The 16,889-nt window shown below is 41.0% G+C and carries 15 protein-coding genes and 1 riboswitch; of the genes, 10 read left to right on the top strand and 5 right to left on the bottom strand.

What is annotated here, in order from left to right:
• The first annotated feature begins 47 nt into the window (after positions 1-47).
• The 8 genes from ACRRSQ_RS04715 (at position 48) to ACRRSQ_RS04680 (ending at position 8,873) form a co-directional block, all read left to right on the top strand.
• Positions 48-893: an ABC transporter ATP-binding protein gene (locus tag ACRRSQ_RS04715; protein ID WP_440874551.1), complete on the top strand. Its 846-nt coding sequence runs from the start codon at positions 48-50 to the stop codon at positions 891-893.
• Positions 886-1,896: a FecCD family ABC transporter permease gene (locus ACRRSQ_RS04710; protein WP_440874550.1), complete on the top strand. Its 1,011-nt coding sequence runs from the start codon at positions 886-888 to the stop codon at positions 1,894-1,896. Before ACRRSQ_RS04715 ends, ACRRSQ_RS04710 begins: the two co-directional genes overlap by 8 nt.
• Positions 1,897-1,938: 42 nt before the next feature.
• Complete coding sequence (gene cobT, locus ACRRSQ_RS04705) at positions 1,939-3,012, top strand: nicotinate-nucleotide--dimethylbenzimidazole phosphoribosyltransferase (RefSeq protein ID WP_440874797.1); 1,074 nt, start codon at positions 1,939-1,941, stop codon at positions 3,010-3,012.
• 37 nt (positions 3,013-3,049) lie between these two features.
• Positions 3,050-3,832, top strand: coding sequence for an adenosylcobinamide-GDP ribazoletransferase (locus tag ACRRSQ_RS04700; RefSeq protein WP_440874549.1), 783 nt, complete (start codon positions 3,050-3,052; stop codon positions 3,830-3,832).
• Entirely contained in the window at positions 3,829-4,410 is a 582-nt protein-coding gene (gene cobU / locus ACRRSQ_RS04695) for a bifunctional adenosylcobinamide kinase/adenosylcobinamide-phosphate guanylyltransferase (RefSeq protein ID WP_440874548.1), read from the top strand. Before ACRRSQ_RS04700 ends, cobU begins: the two co-directional genes overlap by 4 nt.
• Positions 4,407-5,963: a cobyric acid synthase gene (locus tag ACRRSQ_RS04690; protein WP_440874547.1), complete on the top strand. Its 1,557-nt coding sequence runs from the start codon at positions 4,407-4,409 to the stop codon at positions 5,961-5,963. Before cobU ends, ACRRSQ_RS04690 begins: the two co-directional genes overlap by 4 nt.
• Complete coding sequence (locus ACRRSQ_RS04685; RefSeq protein ID WP_440874546.1) at positions 5,960-6,820, top strand: cobalamin-binding protein; 861 nt, start codon at positions 5,960-5,962, stop codon at positions 6,818-6,820. Before ACRRSQ_RS04690 ends, ACRRSQ_RS04685 begins: the two co-directional genes overlap by 4 nt.
• 26 nt (positions 6,821-6,846) lie before the next feature.
• Positions 6,847-6,980, top strand: a riboswitch (cobalamin riboswitch).
• 57 nt (positions 6,981-7,037) lie between these two features.
• The gene (locus ACRRSQ_RS04680) at positions 7,038-8,873 is read left to right on the top strand and encodes a TonB-dependent receptor domain-containing protein (RefSeq protein ID WP_440874545.1); all 1,836 of its coding nucleotides are present in this window, start codon (positions 7,038-7,040) and stop codon (positions 8,871-8,873) included.
• A gap of 103 nt (positions 8,874-8,976) precedes the next feature.
• Here the strand turns inward: ACRRSQ_RS04680 and ACRRSQ_RS04675 are convergent, their stop codons facing one another.
• A complete protein-coding gene (locus ACRRSQ_RS04675) occupies positions 8,977-10,482 on the bottom strand; it encodes a dipeptidase (RefSeq protein ID WP_440874544.1) in 1,506 nt (501 codons plus the stop codon).
• 429 nt (positions 10,483-10,911) lie between these two features.
• On the opposite strand from ACRRSQ_RS04675, the gene ACRRSQ_RS04670 reads away from it, so the two are divergent.
• Positions 10,912-11,982, top strand: a complete 1,071-nt coding sequence (locus ACRRSQ_RS04670) for a branched-chain amino acid aminotransferase (protein WP_440874543.1) — start codon at positions 10,912-10,914, stop codon at positions 11,980-11,982.
• 112 nt (positions 11,983-12,094) lie between these two features.
• Here ACRRSQ_RS04670 and ACRRSQ_RS04665 read toward each other — a convergent pair whose 3' ends face one another.
• The 3 genes from ACRRSQ_RS04665 to ACRRSQ_RS04655 form a co-directional block, all read right to left on the bottom strand.
• Complete coding sequence (locus tag ACRRSQ_RS04665; protein WP_440874542.1) at positions 12,095-12,913, bottom strand: transporter; 819 nt, start codon at positions 12,911-12,913, stop codon at positions 12,095-12,097.
• A 214-nt stretch (positions 12,914-13,127) separates the two neighbouring features.
• Positions 13,128-14,741, bottom strand: a complete 1,614-nt coding sequence (locus ACRRSQ_RS04660; RefSeq protein ID WP_440874541.1) for a bacteriohemerythrin — start codon at positions 14,739-14,741, stop codon at positions 13,128-13,130.
• A 276-nt stretch (positions 14,742-15,017) separates the two neighbouring features.
• Entirely contained in the window at positions 15,018-15,542 is a 525-nt protein-coding gene (locus tag ACRRSQ_RS04655) for an NADPH-dependent FMN reductase (protein WP_440874540.1), read from the bottom strand.
• Between the two features lie 108 nt (positions 15,543-15,650).
• Between ACRRSQ_RS04655 and ACRRSQ_RS04650 the strand changes: the two genes are divergently transcribed.
• Positions 15,651-16,553, top strand: a complete 903-nt coding sequence (locus tag ACRRSQ_RS04650) for a LysR family transcriptional regulator (RefSeq protein ID WP_440874539.1) — start codon at positions 15,651-15,653, stop codon at positions 16,551-16,553.
• Positions 16,554-16,558: 5 nt separating this feature from the next.
• Here ACRRSQ_RS04650 and ACRRSQ_RS04645 read toward each other — a convergent pair whose 3' ends face one another.
• The gene (locus ACRRSQ_RS04645) at positions 16,559-16,771 is read right to left on the bottom strand and encodes a DUF1289 domain-containing protein (RefSeq protein ID WP_440874538.1); all 213 of its coding nucleotides are present in this window, start codon (positions 16,769-16,771) and stop codon (positions 16,559-16,561) included.
• Between the last annotated feature and the right edge of the window lie 118 nt (positions 16,772-16,889).

Here is a 16,889-nt window from a genome sequence, read left to right as displayed (position 1 = left end):
AGATGCGCAGTGCTTTGTTTGGTCGCCTAAATAAAGGCGAGTCAATATTGCGTACAGAACAAACTTCTTTATCAAATTCACTGATTTCAGTTGAACAACTTAGTTGGCAAACTGAGGGTAAGTTGATCCTTGATAAAATTAATTTTAGTGTTGCTCAAGGCAGTTTTACTGGCTTACTCGGGCCAAATGGTGCTGGTAAGTCGAGCCTATTACGCTGCTTATATCGCTTTGTAAAACCTGATGCCGGACAGGTGATTTTGCAACAGCAAGATATCTGGCAAATATCCGCTAATGACTTTGCCCAGCAAGTTGCGGTGGTATTACAAGAGTCGCCGTCGCATTTTAACTTAACGGTATTCGACGTTGTTGCGTTAGGCCTAATTCCGCACAAAGGCATTTTCACCCGTGCGCAAAGTGCTGATAACGACAAAATTAGCCAAGCGATAGCGCAAGTTGGTTTAGCCGACAAAACTAAGCAAAGCTTTGAACATTTATCTGGTGGTGAAAAGCAGCGAGCTTTAATTGCGCGAGCGATAGTGCAAATGCCCTCTGTTTTGATAATGGACGAGCCAACCAGTCATTTAGATGTACGTTATCAAATTCAAGTGATGGAGCTTGCTAAATCGTTAGGCATTACCATTATTGCCTCTTTTCATGATTTAAATTTAGCGAGTGCGATGTGTGATAATTTATTGGTGATCAACCAAGGTAAACTGGTCAGCCAAGGCAGCCCAAAGAAGGTTATCAACGCGCAAATGTTGTCAGATGTTTTTGGCGTATGCGCACAAGTGAATATGCATCCTCAGCACAATGTGCCACATATCACCTATTTTTATGACTATTTCCAGCAAGCCGACCACTCGCCAACATTAGCAGGAGCACGTCATGATTAAAGTCAATCAAAGCTTGGCGTTAGTGCTGACCCTTTTATTGTTGCTATTGAGCTTTTTCACTGCTTTGTCGATGGGAGCTGCTGATATTGGCTTTGCTGATGTTTGGCATAGTCTTATGCCCACCGCGCAAGGCGAGCAGGCCTTTTTTCTTGAACGTATTATTTGGCAACTTCGTATGCCGCGTACTATTTTGGCTTTTCTTGCTGGCTGTGGTTTAGCGGTTGCCGGGTTAATATTGCAAACGGTGACGCGAAATCCATTGGCTGATCCGTACCTTTTTGGTATTTCGTCAGGTGCATCGCTTGGCGTGGTTATTCTGGTCGCTGTATTTGGCAGTGCGCTAACGTTATTAACCTCGGTGGCGGCATTTATCGGCAGTTTATTGGCAATGGTGATGTTATTGATCATCGCCGGGCGCAGGCAGTCTCAGCAAGTTGAGTCGATGCTATTAGCCGGTGTCGCCTTGTCATTCTTATTTAGTTCAGTGACGAGCTTGTTGCTGTATCACACCGACCCACAAGCAGTGGCAGCAATATTATTTTGGACCATGGGCAGCTTTTCTCGAGCTCAGTGGGCAACGTTATGGTTCCCTGCTGTGGTAATTTCTACATGTGTAGTGGTTATGCTTGCTTATCGTCGCCAACTTAACGCCATGTTGTTGGGGGATGAAAGTGCAACCACTTTAGGCATTAACGTTAATCGTTTTCGCGTGGTGATGTTAGTACTTAGTTCACTGATCACCGCAACATTGGTTTCTATGTGTGGCGGCATTGGATTTGTTGGCTTAATGATCCCACACATCGTGCGCTTTTTTGTCTCGCAAGGCACGGTTTTTGGCATTTTATTAACCGCGTTAGTGGGTGGCATTTTTATGATCTGGGTTGATGTGCTCTCGCGCATTGTTTTGGAAAACCAAGAGCTTCCCGTTGGCATTATCACCGCAGCAAGCGGCAGTATATTTTTCTTAACTTTACTTTATTTTCGCAAAAACCGACCGAGCTAGTCTTTGGTGGGTATAGTCCTTAGTGGATTTAGTCTTTGGTAGATACAGGAACACAGCATGAATTTTAACATAGGCGCCGTTGATCACAGTTTTGCCGATAAAATTGCGCAAGTTATCGATGGTAAAACTAAGCCATTAGGCGCACTAGGGCAATTAGAGGCGCTAGCGACAGCGATAGCGAAAGTGCAGTTGTCAGCGCAAACGGCTGAGCAACCTTTAGCGATCACTAAGCCTAGTTTGTTTATTTTTGCCGGCGATCATGGCGTAGCAGCACAAGGCGTCTCAATTGCGCCGAGTGAAGTGACTGGGCAAATGGTGGCTAACTTTGCCAGTGGCGGCGCGGCGATTAACGTTTTTTGTCGCCAACTGGGTTGGCAATTGCAAGTGGTTGATGCTGGTATTTTGCAGCAACCAGATCCTCAACTACACATAATCGACCAAAGGTTAGGTGATATAACTCAGCCGCTTCATTTAGCACCAGCGATGAGCTTAGCGCAAGTTGAGCAAGGTTTTTCAATGGCTAAAAAATTGGTCGCGGTAAGTAAACAAAGCGGTAGTAATTTAATTGCTTTTGGTGAAATGGGCATTGGCAATACCACCTCAGCGTCAGCCATTATGTCAGCATTAATGCAATTACCTGCAACTGAAACGGTCGGTAAAGGCACTGGCGTCGCTGACGATATTGTTGTGAAAAAACAGCAAGTGGTGACGCAAGCGTTAACCTTGCACAAGGAAAAGCTCAACGATCCTATGCAAGTATTAGCTTGTTTAGGCGGTTTTGAAATTGTGCAAATAACTGGCGCTATGTTAGCCGCAGCCGAGCAAAATATACTGATAGTGGTTGATGGTTTTATTTGCACCGCCGCAGCTATGCTAGCTTATGCGATTAACCCCAAGGTACGTGATTATATGATTTTTGCCCATTGCTCAGGAGAGCAAGGTCATCAAAAAATGCTGGCGTGGTTAGCAGCAAAGCCACTGCTTGATTTGGGATTACGTTTAGGTGAAGGCACGGGCGCTGCGCTCGCTTTACCGCTTATTCAGGCGGCCGTTGGTTTTTATAATGACATGGCAAGTTTTGCGCAAGCCGAGGTGACCAATGTCGTCGACAACTAACAAGACACGCTGTCTTGAAAATGCTGGAAATTGCTAAATGAATTGGAAAGTTCACTATCATTTATTACTTTTGGCGATAAGTTTTTTTACCCGCGTACCGGTGCGTTTGCCAGAGGACGTCAGCTCAGAGATGCTTAATCAAGCGAGCCGTTATTTTGGCGTCGTGGGCATATTTGTCGGAATTGTCGCTGCAACGGTATTTGCATTAAGCACCTTTATTTTTCCCGTTGAAATTGCGGTGCTACTTGCGATGGCAACGAGCATTATTTTTACTGGCGCATTTCACGAAGACGGTTGGGCAGATGTTTGGGACGGCTTTGGCGGCGGCTGGCAAGTTGAGCAAAAACTAAACATTATGAAAGACAGTCGCATCGGCACCTATGGCAGTGTCGCGTTAATTGTCTTGTTAATGGTGAAATTTCAAAGCTTAGTTTCACTGAACCAATATTATTCCCTCATCAGTGCGCTTGTACTTGGTCATTGCCTTAGCCGCGTGCTGGCAACCAGTTTGATTTATACCATGAACTATGTGCAAGAAGATGCGCTCAGTAAAGTTAAGCCGTTGGCGCAAGCACTATCTTTTAATGGCTTAATGGTCTTGTCACTAACAGGCATTGTCGTCGCTTTTTTTGCACTGCCAATTCACGCTTTTTTTACCTTGTTACTGACATTATTGGTTTTTAGGTGGTTATTAGTGAAATGGTTTAATCATCAACTTGGTGGTTACACTGGCGACTGTTTAGGCGCAGCTCAGCAACTTTGCGAAGTGGTGATTTATTTATTCTTACTCGGCTATTTTGGCCAAGGCACTAACATATGAACAATATACATTTAGTTTTAGGTGGCGCACGTTCTGGTAAAAGTCGTTTTGCCGAGCAAATCGCCCGTCAAAGCCAACAAAGTGGTGCTGAACAAGTCACTTATATCGCCACAGCTGAACGCGGTGATGATGAAATGCAGCAGCGCATTGACATGCACCAAGCGCAAAGATCCCAAGATGAGCTTGCTAAATCATGGCAGTTAGTGGAATCGCCTTTAGCATTAGCTTTCTCAATTGAACAAGCTTTTAACGATAGCGATTGTGTGTTGGTTGACTGTTTAACGTTGTGGCTCAGTAATTGTTTATGCAAAGGCGCGCTTGATTTATGGCAGCAAGAAAAAGCGGCATTGTTGCAATTGCTTGAACGCTTGTCGCATTCAACAGAGAAAACCTTGATTTTAGTCAGTAATGAAGTAGGACATGGCATAGTGCCACTTGGCGATCTTGCGCGTGATTTTGTTGACCAAGCCGGTTGGCTTCATCAAGACATTGGCAAAATTGCCAGCCACGTTGATTTTATTATGGCGGGTTTACCACTGACGCTAAAAAATGATGCAAATACTGAGATGAATCCATGAAAACCTTAATGGTGCAAGGCACCACGTCTGATGCCGGTAAAAGTACTTTAGTTGCTGGTCTGTGCCGAGTCTTTGTTAATTTAGGTTATAAGGTTGCGCCATTTAAGCCGCAAAATATGGCGCTTAATAGTGCTGTGACCAGTGATGGTGGTGAAATTGGTCGCGCTCAAGCCTTACAAGCCATTGCTGCAAAAACGCCGCTTCGCGTTGATTTTAACCCGATATTATTAAAGCCTAACAGCGATACTGGCGCGCAAGTGATAGTGCATGGTAAAGCCATTTCAAACATGGAAGCAGATAGTTACCACGACTATAAAAAAGTGGCGATGGATGCGGTACTCACCTCACACCAGCGTTTGGCTAATGATTTTAATGTCTTGATGGTGGAAGGCGCAGGCAGCCCGGCTGAAATTAATTTGCGTGCTAATGATATCGCCAATATGGGTTACGCTGAAGCGGTTGATTGTCCTGTTATTTTAGTTGCAGATATCGACAAAGGCGGCGTTTTTGCGCACTTAGTTGGTACACTCGCGCTACTTAGTGAAAGTGAACAAGCACGGGTAAAAGGTTTTGTGATTAACCGCTTTCGCGGTGATATTAAATTGCTTGAATCAGGCCTTGATTGGCTAGAAGAAAAAACCGGTAAGCCGGTTCTTGGCGTTTTACCGTATTTGCACGATTTAGCGCTTGATGCTGAAGATGCTATTGCCATCGATAATAAACTTACCACAGAGTCGGATGCGCGCATTATCAATATTGCGGTGCCGTTATTACCTCATATTAGTAATCATACCGATTTTGACGCGTTAAGGCTGCATCAGCATATCAACTTAACTTATGTGCGCGTAGGCGAGCGCATACCCGATTGTGACTTAATTATTTTACCCGGCAGCAAAAATGTTATTGAGGATTTAGCCTTTGTTAAAGCCCAAGGATGGCAAGAGCAAATTCAGCGCCATTTACGTTACGGCGGCAAAGTACTTGGTATTTGTGGTGGCTATCAAATGTTGGGCAATAAAATTTTCGACCCTTTAGGTATTGAGTCGAGTTCAACGCAGGCAAAAGTGGGGGTTGATGGTTTAGGCTTTTTAGATATCACTACCGTGTTAAGCGCGGATAAAACCTTAACAAAGGCGCATGCCACCATGACCGTAGCCGGCAAATCATGTCAGGTGAAAGGTTATGAAATTCATTGTGGACGTTCTTCAGGTGCTGCATTAGCTTCGCCACTGCTGAGCGAGCTTCAATTAAGTGTCGACACTGCATGTGACGCGGATAACTTAACGACCGATGGTGTTGTATCGCAAGACGGGCAAATTATTGGAACTTATTTGCATGGACTGTTTGATAGCCGCGAAGCTACTGAGCTTATTTTACATTGGGTAGATAAAGATAATGGCATAACCGAGCATATTGACCTTGATGAACATCGTGAAATTCAGCTTGAGCGTTTAGCCAGTGTTTGTCAGCAATACCTTGATATTGAAAAAATTACCGAAGTGATTCAACAAGGTACATTAAATAAGTCACTATTAAAAAAGGCACCGATATGAATAAAGTTTTTAACTCGATAGTGTTTACCGCGTTATTGTTGGTGAGTCAGGTTGCTAGTGTTCACGCAGGTGATAATGACAGTGATGAGCAAAAGCAAAATATGCGCATTATTGCCATGGCGCCTCATATTGTTGAAATGCTGTTTGATATTGGCGCAGGCAAACAAATAGTTGGCGCAGTTGAGTATTCAGACTTTCCCGAGGAGGCGCTGAGTATTGAACGTGTTGGTGGTTACCATGGCGTAAAAATGGAAAAAATATTGGCGCTAAAACCTGATTTAGTGATTGCTTGGACGACAGGTAATCAGCAAAGCGATATTGAACAAATGCAGCGTTTAGGCTTAAACGTGGTTTTTAGCCACCCTAAAAATGTAGCAGATGTCGCCAAAGAAATACGCTATTTTGGCGAGTTAACCGCGCGTGAAGAGCAAGCAAAAAAAGTCGCGCAGCACTTTGAGCAAAAGTTACAGCAAATTCGCACCAGCCAAGTCGGAAAAAGCTCAACTAAGGTTTTTTACCAATTGTGGCCTGAACCTATGATGACAATTAACGACGACACCTGGTTGAGTCAGCTGCTTGGTATTTGTCAGGGGGATAATGTTTTTGGTGAAAATCCAACGCAATATCCAAAAGTGGGTATTGAAAACGTCATTGTTGCTCAACCAGAGATCATTATTATTCCAGACGAAAAATCGAAAAAAGTGCAACCTGTGGTTAATTGGCAACAATGGCCTGAAATTCCAGCCGTGAAAAATAATCATTTTGTTCACGTCAATGCAGATTTGCTGCATAGATTTAGTACACGGTTATTATCGGGTGTTGAAGATATGTGTGAAAAAATTGATGCGCATCGCTAAAAGCTAATAGAGAGTGCATTAAAACGTAACGAGCAGAAATACTCTGCTTTTATTTGGCGAGCTTTAGGGGAAAGCAATGAAAATTTGCTACTGCCCCCGCAACGGTAATTGCTTGATCGAGAGCATAAGTCCGACAGCCTACAGCTTGCTTCATTATCGCCAGTGTTTAATTTCTGGTGATCAATAAAGTGCGGAGGGCACTTTAAGACGAGGTAATATGACAACTAAACAATTAGTACAAACTAAAAAAATGAAAAAATCGCCAATTTATTTGGCATTAACAAGTGTAGTATTTTCAAGTGCAGCATTAGCTGCTCCAACGCCTACAGACGATATGGAAAATATTGTGGTAACGGCAAACCGTACGCAACAAGATAAATTCTTGTCGTTATCGGCAACTGAGGTTATTTCTCAGCAAGATATTGAGTTTATTCAACCACAAAATATTACTGATTTATTAGAAACTATTGCTGGTATTAGTGTGGTCAGCCAAGGCGGCGCTGGGCAAGCTAGCTCAGTATTTATGCGCGGAACTAACAGTGATCATACCTTGGTATTAGTTGATGGCGTGCGTGTCGGCTCTGCAACTTTAGGCACAACTAACTTTGCTGCGATGTCTATTGGTTTAATTGAGCGTATTGAGATTGTTAAAGGGCCGCGTGCAGCGCTTTGGGGTTCTGATGCAATTGGCGGTGTTATTCAAATATTTACCAAGCAACTTACCTCAGGTGAAGGTTATGTCTCGGCGGGTACGGGAAGCCATGGCTTTTGGAAAACAGAAGGAGCAGTAGGTTTAGGCAACGAGCAACACTCATTGACCTTATCAGCTTCAATGGAAGAAAGTGACGGTTTTACCGCGAATACTTATGAAGATGATGATGATGGTTACGACCGTCGTTCAGTTGGTTTAGTGGGTAAAAGCCAAGTATCTGAAGAATTATCGTTTCAGTTAGTCTCTCGCTATGAAGAAGGTGGTTCAGAGTACGATCCTAAATGGGGTGGCGCTAATGAACAAGACTATGAAAACTACTCGATAAAAGTAGGCAGCCAATACCAAGTTGAAAATTTCTTCACCGAAGTATCTTTATCAACTAGCCAAGACGAAGGCGCTAACTTCATTTCAGGCCAAAAAGACGATGCTGCTTTTATTGCTACTGAACGTGACCAATTTTCATTAGTGAGTCAGTATAGCTTTAGCGATGCTTCTAGCTTAACCGCGGGTTTTGATTGGTATGATGAGCAAGTCTCTGGTAACAACAGCAGCTGGGACAAAGACGAGCGCATTACGCGTGCGGCATTTGTACAAGCACGCCATCAAATGGCACAATTTTTATTTGAAGGTGCGGTACGTCGTGATGAAGTATCTGGCTTAAGTGGTGAGAATACTTATAACGTGTCATTTGGCTATCAAGTCGATGAAAATTTATTAGTGAGTTTAAACCGAGGTACTGGCTTTAAAGCGCCAACATTTAACGATTTATATTGGCCTGGTCAAGGTAACCCAGATTTATTACCTGAAAGCATTGAAAGTACTGAATTTTTAGTTAAAAACCAGTTTGAAAATGGCGCTTTTGAATTTGCGGTTTACAACTCTGATGTAGAAAACTTAATTGCGTGGGCGCCTGATGCCAGCGGTAACTGGAAACCTGCCAATATCGCTAAAGCGGGTATTGAAGGTGCAGAAGCTACCTTACGAGTAGATATTGACGATTTCTCTCAAAAAGTCGCTTTAGCTTACACTCGCACTGAAGATAAACAAACCGGTGAGCAATTGCATCGTCGTCCGAAAGTAACCGCTAATTATACTGCCAGTTACCAATGGCAAGACCTAAAAGCCAATGGTGCGTTGAATTACCGTGGTTCTAGTCTTGACTCTAGTGGCGCAACGTTAGAAAAGTATATTACCCTTGACGTTTCAGTTGATTACCAAGCAACTGAGAATTTACTGGTAATCGCTAAGATCAATAACTTGTTTGACAAAGAGTATGAAACAGCAACCAATTATACCGCTGACGGAACTAACTTTCAGTTGACCGGTACGTATACTTTCTAAAAAAATTAGTGTTTTATTCGCTTAGATAGAAGCAAAAAACAATAAAAAACCAGCAATGTCAGTTGCTGGTTTTTTTATTTATTGCTACAAGTCTAGACAAAGATTAGTTTTTACTCGCTAACTCAACCAAGACTGCGGTATACATTTTTAAGTTTAAAACAAACTGTTCCATGGTAATAAATTCATATTCCGAATGCCCAGTGTATGCAACATTTGGCATTGACGGACCAAAACTTACTGCATTTGGAAATAAACGGGAATTGGTGCCGCCACCAATGGCAATTGGTTGAGCATTTTCAATCCCTGTGTAATGAGAAAATACGGAGAGCAAGGTTGGAATGTGCGGCGCATCGGTTAATAGCCAAGGATCGCCAATTTTATTATGGCTAGCTAGTAAACTGACTTTATGTTTACTTTGCCAGTTAATAATCGCGGCATTAATTTCATCGGTAAGTTGCTCTGCTGTTTTGCCTTGTGGTCGACGAACATTTATCGTCAGTTCAATACCTTGTTCAACTTGTTTTAATAACGTTGCAGAGACGGTCATTCTCCCCATAAAGTCGTCTTGGTAAGCGATATCTCCAAACTTTTCACCGTATAAACCTATGCCTAAGTTATCATTAATAAAATTAACTAACGCGCCTTCAGCATTATTTGGCCAGCGCTCAAAAGCGAGTAAATTCGCAATATGTGTGATGGCATTAACGCCATACTCAGGTTTTGAAGAATGAGCTGATTTACCGAGGGCGGTAATGGTGAGATCAGTATCGACCATGTTCAGATCGAAGCTCACTTCTGGGAATTGGGTCATTCTCGCTATCAGTTTTTCTAACAAGCCATAATTGGCATTGCTGATCACAACTTTTGCATCTTCAGGAATTTGGCTGGCAAATGCGCCACCGGTAAAACGACTAATATAAGCATGCTTTGACATAACCTGTGCATTAGCAAAACTTACGCTAATGGTGCCATAACCTTTTTCGGCGGTAACGACTGGGTATTCAGCATCAAGTGTGATATTCGTTTGTGGTAAATCGTGTTGTTTTACAAAGTCGCGCAGCGGTTGCCAATCAGACTCTTCAGCCATGTAAATGTACAATTCAAGTCGTTTTTTTAACGCGATATTTTTATCTTTTATCGCTTTCATCGCATACAAGGCTGAGACGATTGGCCCTTTATCATCTTCAGTGCCGCGAGCAATTAACTTGCCTGGCTCTGAGGTTCGGTCTAATTCAAATGGCGATTTTTGCCATTTACTTTCATTCACCGGCTGCACGTCACCATGCGTAATAATGCCCACTCTTTCTTCGCTATCGCCAAGGCCAATAACCACTAAATAGCCGTGGTCAGTAAAATCAAAGCCTAATGTGGTTGCTTGTTTTTTTAATTCAGCTTTAAAAGCAATATGTTCAGGGTTTTTAGGTGAAGGTAGATCTTTTACCGCAACCGTATTGTACTTTACCAATTGCGCAAGGCTGTCGATCATAGCTTGTTGATAAGTAGATTCAGCGTAGGCTGCAGTGTTGGTAGCAACTGTACTCGGTTGCTTGGCCGCAGCTGAAAACGCTAAGATCAACATTAAGCTGATATGAATAATATATTTAAACACTAAAACTCCTAAAATAAGATTAACGGATAAGCCGTAAATTTTTATGTGACACTATATACAGTTTAATCAAACTGAAACAGCGACAAAAGTCGATAAAGTTGAGCTGCACAGTTAGTGCTATAGTTGACAAAATTTAGCGTCAACAGTTCAAGTGAATTTCTGTTGATAAAAAATACAAATAAATTGCTTTATTACGACGGTTTTTCTCTCTTAAAACGTTAATAATGTTGTTATACTGCTTGTCTTCATCATCGCAGCGACCAAGAGTACTGTTTATCTTTTATGCGATTGACGGGTTAACTTAACTAGAGCATCTGGACCTTTGTGCTGCCAAAATATACACCAAAGATCAATATGCTCTAAACCATTGACAAAATAATATGTGATGGCGCTAAGCCATTCGCTTTTGAAAGAGAGAAAAAAAAGAATATGTCTATTGAATTGAAAGCGCTTGAACCTTCAAAACGCGGCTCATGCCCAGAAGAGTACAGCTTTGGTGGCACTTTTTCAGATCATATGTTTACCCAAAACTATGATCCAGAAAACGGTTGGCACAATGCAGAAATTAGTCCTTACCATGCATTATCTTTAGACCCGTCTGCAGCCGTCTTACATTATAGTCAGGAAATTTTTGAAGGTTTAAAAGCCTACCGTACACCTGAAGGAAAAATTAACTTATTCCGTCCTGAAGAAAACTTTAAGCGCTTTAACCGTTCGGCTAAACGTATGGTAATGCCGGAAGTTGATGTCGACTTTCATTTAGAAGCGCTGACTGAATTAATTAAACTTGACCATGCTTGGGTGCCAAACCAAGAAGGCTCTTCGTTATATATTCGTCCAACGATGATCGCAACCAGCTCTAAATTAGGTTTAGGTGCAAGTGCTGCATATTGTCATTATATTATTGTGGGCCCAGCTGGCGCTTATTTCCAAGAAGGCTTTAATCCTGTATCCGTTTATATCGCTGATACTTATCGCCGCGCTGTTGTTGGTGGCGTAGGCGAAGCAAAAACAGGTGGTAACTATGCCGCCAGTCTTTTTGTTTCTGAAGAAGTAGCCAAGCTTGGTTATTCACAAGTGCTTTGGTTAGACGCCATTGAAGGTAAATATATTGAAGAAGTTGGCGCGATGAACATTTGTTTTGTTTACGACAACAAAAAAATTGTTACTCCAGCACTTAGCGGCAGTATTTTACCTGGCATTACTCGTGATTCAATTTTGAAATTAGCGCCTGCGCTAGGTTATGAAGTTAGTGAAGAGCGTTTAGATATTACGCAAATTCTTGCTGATATTAAATCAGGAAAAATCACTGAAGCATTTGGTTGTGGTACCGCGGCGGTAATTTCGCCGGTTGGCAATTTATGCTTAAAAGGTGAAGACCATATTATTAACAACAATGTTTCTGGCAAAGTGGCTAAGCACTTGTACGATGAACTCACCGGAATTCAGTACGGCACAAAAGAAGATCGTTTTGGTTGGGTAAAAACAATCGACGTGTAAGCTTTTTTGCTAAAGAATAAAAGTTAAATAAAACGGGGCTGATAAATTATCAGCCCCGTTTTATTTTGGTAACTTTTAAAGTGTCGTTATTTTTTAAAGCACAGTGATTGCTTTACTTTGGAAATAACCAAGTCGCTTGTAAGCGATAAGCGATACCTTCAGGACCTGTATCAGAACCTTCAACATAATAGCGAACGCCGCCACCTAAGTTGATTAACTGACTACCAAAGCGCATGACTTTTGATACATTAATGTTTATTGGCAAGGTAAGCTGGTCGTTTTCCCAGTCATAAATCGCTTCTGCATTTAATGAATAAGAAACTGCCGCTTTAGTGGTATAAGATACAAAAGGCTGAACAAAAGTATTGTTAATATCTGCTCGGTCGCTATCGCCTGCCACTGAGACAATATGGTTAGTTAAGCCACCATAGGTCCAAGGTCCGCTTTGTTTTAACGCTACGGCTGTTGGTCCAATACCCCACTTATCTGTGGTGAGTGCTTCATCGGTACCCGTTGGTAATAAAAATGCACCGCCAACGCCCCAGATCCAACCACCTGAACTTGGTGCTTTAGGTGAAAAGAATAAACTTTGTGTGGTATCGCCAAGCCCTGATTGACTAGAATTGCCAATCACGTCACTTTGTTGAATGATGGGCAAAATTGTTCGACTGATCATGATCCAGTCTTCGTTTATATCAACAGGAATTACCGGTTGAACGTTGGTAGTGAAACGTGAGCCTTTATCATTTAATCCTATGTTTTGATCGTAATTAACTTGCACAGGTAAACTGATCAAATTCGCTATTGGGTTGGCTAATTTTTTAGCAAGTTCTTCATTACTCTCGGCTAATACAGGCTGGCTTATACAGCTAAAAGCGACAGCGCACGTTACAGCTATTTTTGCAGTTGGGTTCAAAGTTCGTATTGTCATGTTGATTTCTCTTTATCAAATAAAACAGCTAAAGATATAACTCAAAAAGTTGGTTAACTTCTTATATTGTAACAGAAGTGTTAAGTGTTGCAGGTAGGGTTGATGCGATATGTTCGATTAAATGTAATGAAATGTGATTTTAAGCCGTGTTAAAGCTAAGCAAATCTTTTGGTAAATTTATCGTCGGTAAAAGTTTTGATTTGGTTGACGCTAATTAAAAGTCCCCCAGTAGTGCCGTGTTTTTTTGCTCGGTTGAGACAAACCATTTGTATTCCATGTCTGACTTTAGAATATGGTGGCTAAGCCATTTATAAAGAAATAAGCCAATTTTATTGTGTGTTTCTTCATCTTTTTGCAAAAGCTTTTCTTGCATGGCTTTTACTTTTTTCACAATAGAATAGTGCTCGGCTTTGTGTTCAATTAAATTCGGGAAATTATTGGCCAACATCAATTTCTCTTCTTCAGCAAAATGCATCAGCATGTATTTATTAAGCTTTTGAAAAATGGTGATGGTTTGTTCTATGTTGTGTTCACTGTTAATAAACTCTTTAATAATTTGAAAAAGTTGCTGGTGGTGTTCATCCATAAGTGGGTGTCCAACTGAATACTCTGGTAACCACTGAATTTGGTCAATATTATTTTCAGTTTTGAATTTTAATAAGCCGCTTGGATTTAACAGTTCATTAATAACTGTGTCTAAAATCACTTTATGGTTAGTTGATTTAGCTAAATATTCACTGATCCCTAGTGGTAACCAATGCTTTAATTGTGATTTGTTTTTGCGTTCTGCTAAAACAATAATGGGAATACAGCTACCTCCATTTCTGATCTTACGGGTAACGGCAATGCCGTCCATTTGAGCGAGGTTATCTTCAAGCAAAATAAGATCAGGGGAAAAATCGTCAAAGGCTTGCAAAGTTTGTCGGCCATTAATAGAGATGCGAATCTTAAAATTCATATTTTCAAAAATTTCTGCAATGGCATTGGCGAGCAACATTGAACTTTCAGCAATGAGAATTTTGTAACAAACATTGGCTTGGTGTTTAAAAGAGATGACGTCGTTAGCTTTTTTCGGTAACGGTTTGTCTGCGTAGTTAATTCGGCTATTCAAGCGCTTATTATTGGTAATGTTTTTCAGGGTGGCGATTTGAATGTCTTTGCTAATGTCTATTAGCTGTTGCCCCATTTTAGTATCAATATCGCTAAGGAGTTGCTGAGTACAGTCGTGAATTGCTTGATGAATACTGCTTTGTTGTTGTGCGTCACTTATCAACTGTTTCAGGCGATTTTCTAATGACCGCTGATAGTTTTTAAGTTGTAGGTTTAAACTATTTAGCAGTAATTTTTTTTGCACATCGCCGGTTGTCGTTTGTTCGTGATTATCATTGGATAATAATTTACTGGTATAAAGCTTATGCTCGGCAATGGCTTTTAACGACTGCATTAATACGAGGCTTAAACGCTCCTCTTCAAAACTGGGTTCAATAATAATATAACTATCAAATAAGCCGTCTTCACAAGCGCTAAATGCCTCAGATGCTTCATCTAAGTGAATGAGCGCAATGGCATGATGATTGGCAAGCTGCTCTTTACATTGCACCAGTAAATCTAGGTAAAACTCGGTGCCAGTGATCATGTGGTGACTAGATAGTAATATTATCTTTGCCTGACAAGCGATAATTTTTTCATGGTTGTCTTTACTCATGCGAATACATTGAAAACTTAAATGCAAGTTCTGAACTTTTTCAATGGTCTTGCCAACTTGATAGCGATCTTGATAAATAACTAAAACGTCTGTTTTAGCTGTGAGTTTATCTCTACTCGGCATGCTTATGAATCCTTACTCAAGCGTATGAAAATTAATAGCCAACAGATAAAAAGTATAGGTAGGGCTTGCGTGTTGTGCATAAAATATGTGAGATAAATCATTTACAAAATGTAAATGAATGCTGACTGCTGTTTAAAATACGATGTGAGAATGAACAGATTAAGAACAAGGAATAGGTGAAATGTAAGCGGTTTAAGCTAAGGGAAGGGGGCGCGGCAACAGTGAAAATTTACCATTGCCGCATTAATTGATGCTCTTTAACCGAGCTCAGCTTATTTAGTTTAGCTTTGCAATAAGTGACGTTAGCTCAGTTAACAAGACTTGATCAGTTAGCTGCTGCTTTTCCATATCAAAATTATCGTAAAAACTTGGTATAGAAAGTGAGCCCTTAACATCGCCTGCAAAATAAGGAGCTGAAGTTGTCGCCGCGGTTAATACGGTATTTGCACCGCCTGGACCTGGTGAGGTGGCCAATAAAACCATAGGTTTATTTTGAAATAATTTTTGTTCGATACGTGAGGTCCAATCAAATAAGTTTTTATAAGCGGCGGTATAAGAGCCGTTGTGCTCAGCAAAGGAAATGATCAGTGCATCGGCTTGCGTAATCTTATTAAAAAAGTCTTTTGCTTGTTGTGGTTGCCCTAGCGCTTGTTCCTTATCTTCACTAAATAAAGGCATCTCATAGTCATTAATATCTAACAGTTCTATTTCTGCATCTGTATGCAGTGAGGCAGCATAACCGGCTAATTGTTTGTTAATGGATTTTGAGCTACTTGTGGCAGCAAATGCTAATAGTTTCATAACATACCTCTAATAAGTGTGATAAACAGGGCGACAATTCAATGTTAGAGAGTGTATATTAATCTCAATTAATAATTAATAGTGCAAAATATAAAGAACTGTTTCCATATGGCTTCTAATACTAAATTATTTGACGGCGTTGTGATTTTTACTGAAGTGGTGAAATGTGGCGGCTTTTCGGCCGCGGCTGAAGCAACAGGGCATTCAACTTCTTATATAAGTAAAGAAGTTAATAAACTTGAAGCGCGCCTAGGCGTGCGCCTACTTAACCGTACAACCCGTTCAATTAGTCTGACGCCCGAGGGAAAGGTGTATTACCAACAGTGTTTGCAAATGGTTGCCGATGCCGAACAAACCCTAGGTGAGTTAGATCAACAAGATATTGCGCCGAAAGGTTTGCTTAAAATAAGTTGCCCAGTAGCACTGTCACATAATTATTTGCAGCCAATTTTGTCTGAATTTATGCAAACATACCCTAATGTGCAGCTTGAGATAGATTTAAACGATCGTCATGTTGATGTAGTGCAAGATGGGTTTGACTTGGTGATCAGGGCAACACATCAATTAGAAGAATCAAGTTTGATTTGTCGAAAATTGTTTAGCTCAAAAGCTTATGTTGTGGCGACCAAGCAATACATCAAACGGTTTGGGCGACCTACAACTCCAGACGAATTAGTCGATCATGCCTGCATTTGTTATAGCAATTTAAAAAACCCGACACGTTGGTACTTTACCGATGCTTCTGGCAAATATAGCTATGTTGATGTTAAGTCAAGGTTACTGTGCAATAGTTCAGAAATGGAACTAGCATTGACCTTAGACTCTATTGGCATTTGTCGCTTGCCGGCATTTACCATGGAAAAAGAGTTAGCCAACAATCAATTAGAAATATTATTGAACGATTATCCTGCGCAAAATATCGATGTGTTTGCTATTTATCCAAGCCGAAAACACTTAGCACCTAAAGTACGTAGCTTTATTGATTTGTTAGTAAAACGCGTTAATGGTTAAGCTGTTTAGCTTGTCTTGGCCTTTCGACGTTTGCACGATGCCAAAATGGCATGTTTTTCTTGCGTTGAGGTTTTACTCCAACCTGTTATCTCATCAATATGTCGAAAGCAACCCAGGCAAATATCTTGCTCGTTCAGACAACATTTTCTTATACACGGCGACTCTACCTGGGTATTTTCTTGAACGCCTGAAGTCGTTAGCTTGATTGAGTTTTGCATATTCGCTGTTTGATGCTTTATTTATTTTGTGTGATAGATATCAAAAAAGCTTTTATTTGAGTTCGCCAAAAGGAAACGTCAAATAAAAGCTTTTGTTAATTACATTCATAAACGCTTT

Source organism: Thalassotalea sp. PLHSN55, assembly GCF_052030545.1.
GTDB lineage: Bacteria > Pseudomonadota > Gammaproteobacteria > Enterobacterales > Alteromonadaceae > CANMXU01.
Note: the sequence above shows the minus strand (reverse complement) of the source record. Positions and strands in the feature narration are given on the sequence as shown.

Coding starts and splice junctions, on each gene's coding strand:
- ACRRSQ_RS04710 (WP_440874550.1), top strand. CDS start 886: ATGATTAAAGTCAATCAAAGCTTGGCGTTAGTGCTGACCCTTTTATTG.
- ACRRSQ_RS04700 (WP_440874549.1), top strand. CDS start 3,050: ATGAATTGGAAAGTTCACTATCATTTATTACTTTTGGCGATAAGTTTT.
- cobU (WP_440874548.1), top strand. CDS start 3,829: ATGAACAATATACATTTAGTTTTAGGTGGCGCACGTTCTGGTAAAAGT.
- ACRRSQ_RS04690 (WP_440874547.1), top strand. CDS start 4,407: ATGAAAACCTTAATGGTGCAAGGCACCACGTCTGATGCCGGTAAAAGT.
- ACRRSQ_RS04685 (WP_440874546.1), top strand. CDS start 5,960: ATGAATAAAGTTTTTAACTCGATAGTGTTTACCGCGTTATTGTTGGTG.
- ACRRSQ_RS04680 (WP_440874545.1), top strand. CDS start 7,038: ATGACAACTAAACAATTAGTACAAACTAAAAAAATGAAAAAATCGCCA.
- ACRRSQ_RS04670 (WP_440874543.1), top strand. CDS start 10,912: ATGTCTATTGAATTGAAAGCGCTTGAACCTTCAAAACGCGGCTCATGC.
- ACRRSQ_RS04665 (WP_440874542.1), bottom strand. CDS start 12,913: ATGACAATACGAACTTTGAACCCAACTGCAAAAATAGCTGTAACGTGC.
- ACRRSQ_RS04660 (WP_440874541.1), bottom strand. CDS start 14,741: ATGCCGAGTAGAGATAAACTCACAGCTAAAACAGACGTTTTAGTTATT.
- ACRRSQ_RS04655 (WP_440874540.1), bottom strand. CDS start 15,542: ATGAAACTATTAGCATTTGCTGCCACAAGTAGCTCAAAATCCATTAAC.
- ACRRSQ_RS04650 (WP_440874539.1), top strand. CDS start 15,651: ATGGCTTCTAATACTAAATTATTTGACGGCGTTGTGATTTTTACTGAA.
- ACRRSQ_RS04645 (WP_440874538.1), bottom strand. CDS start 16,771: ATGCAAAACTCAATCAAGCTAACGACTTCAGGCGTTCAAGAAAATACC.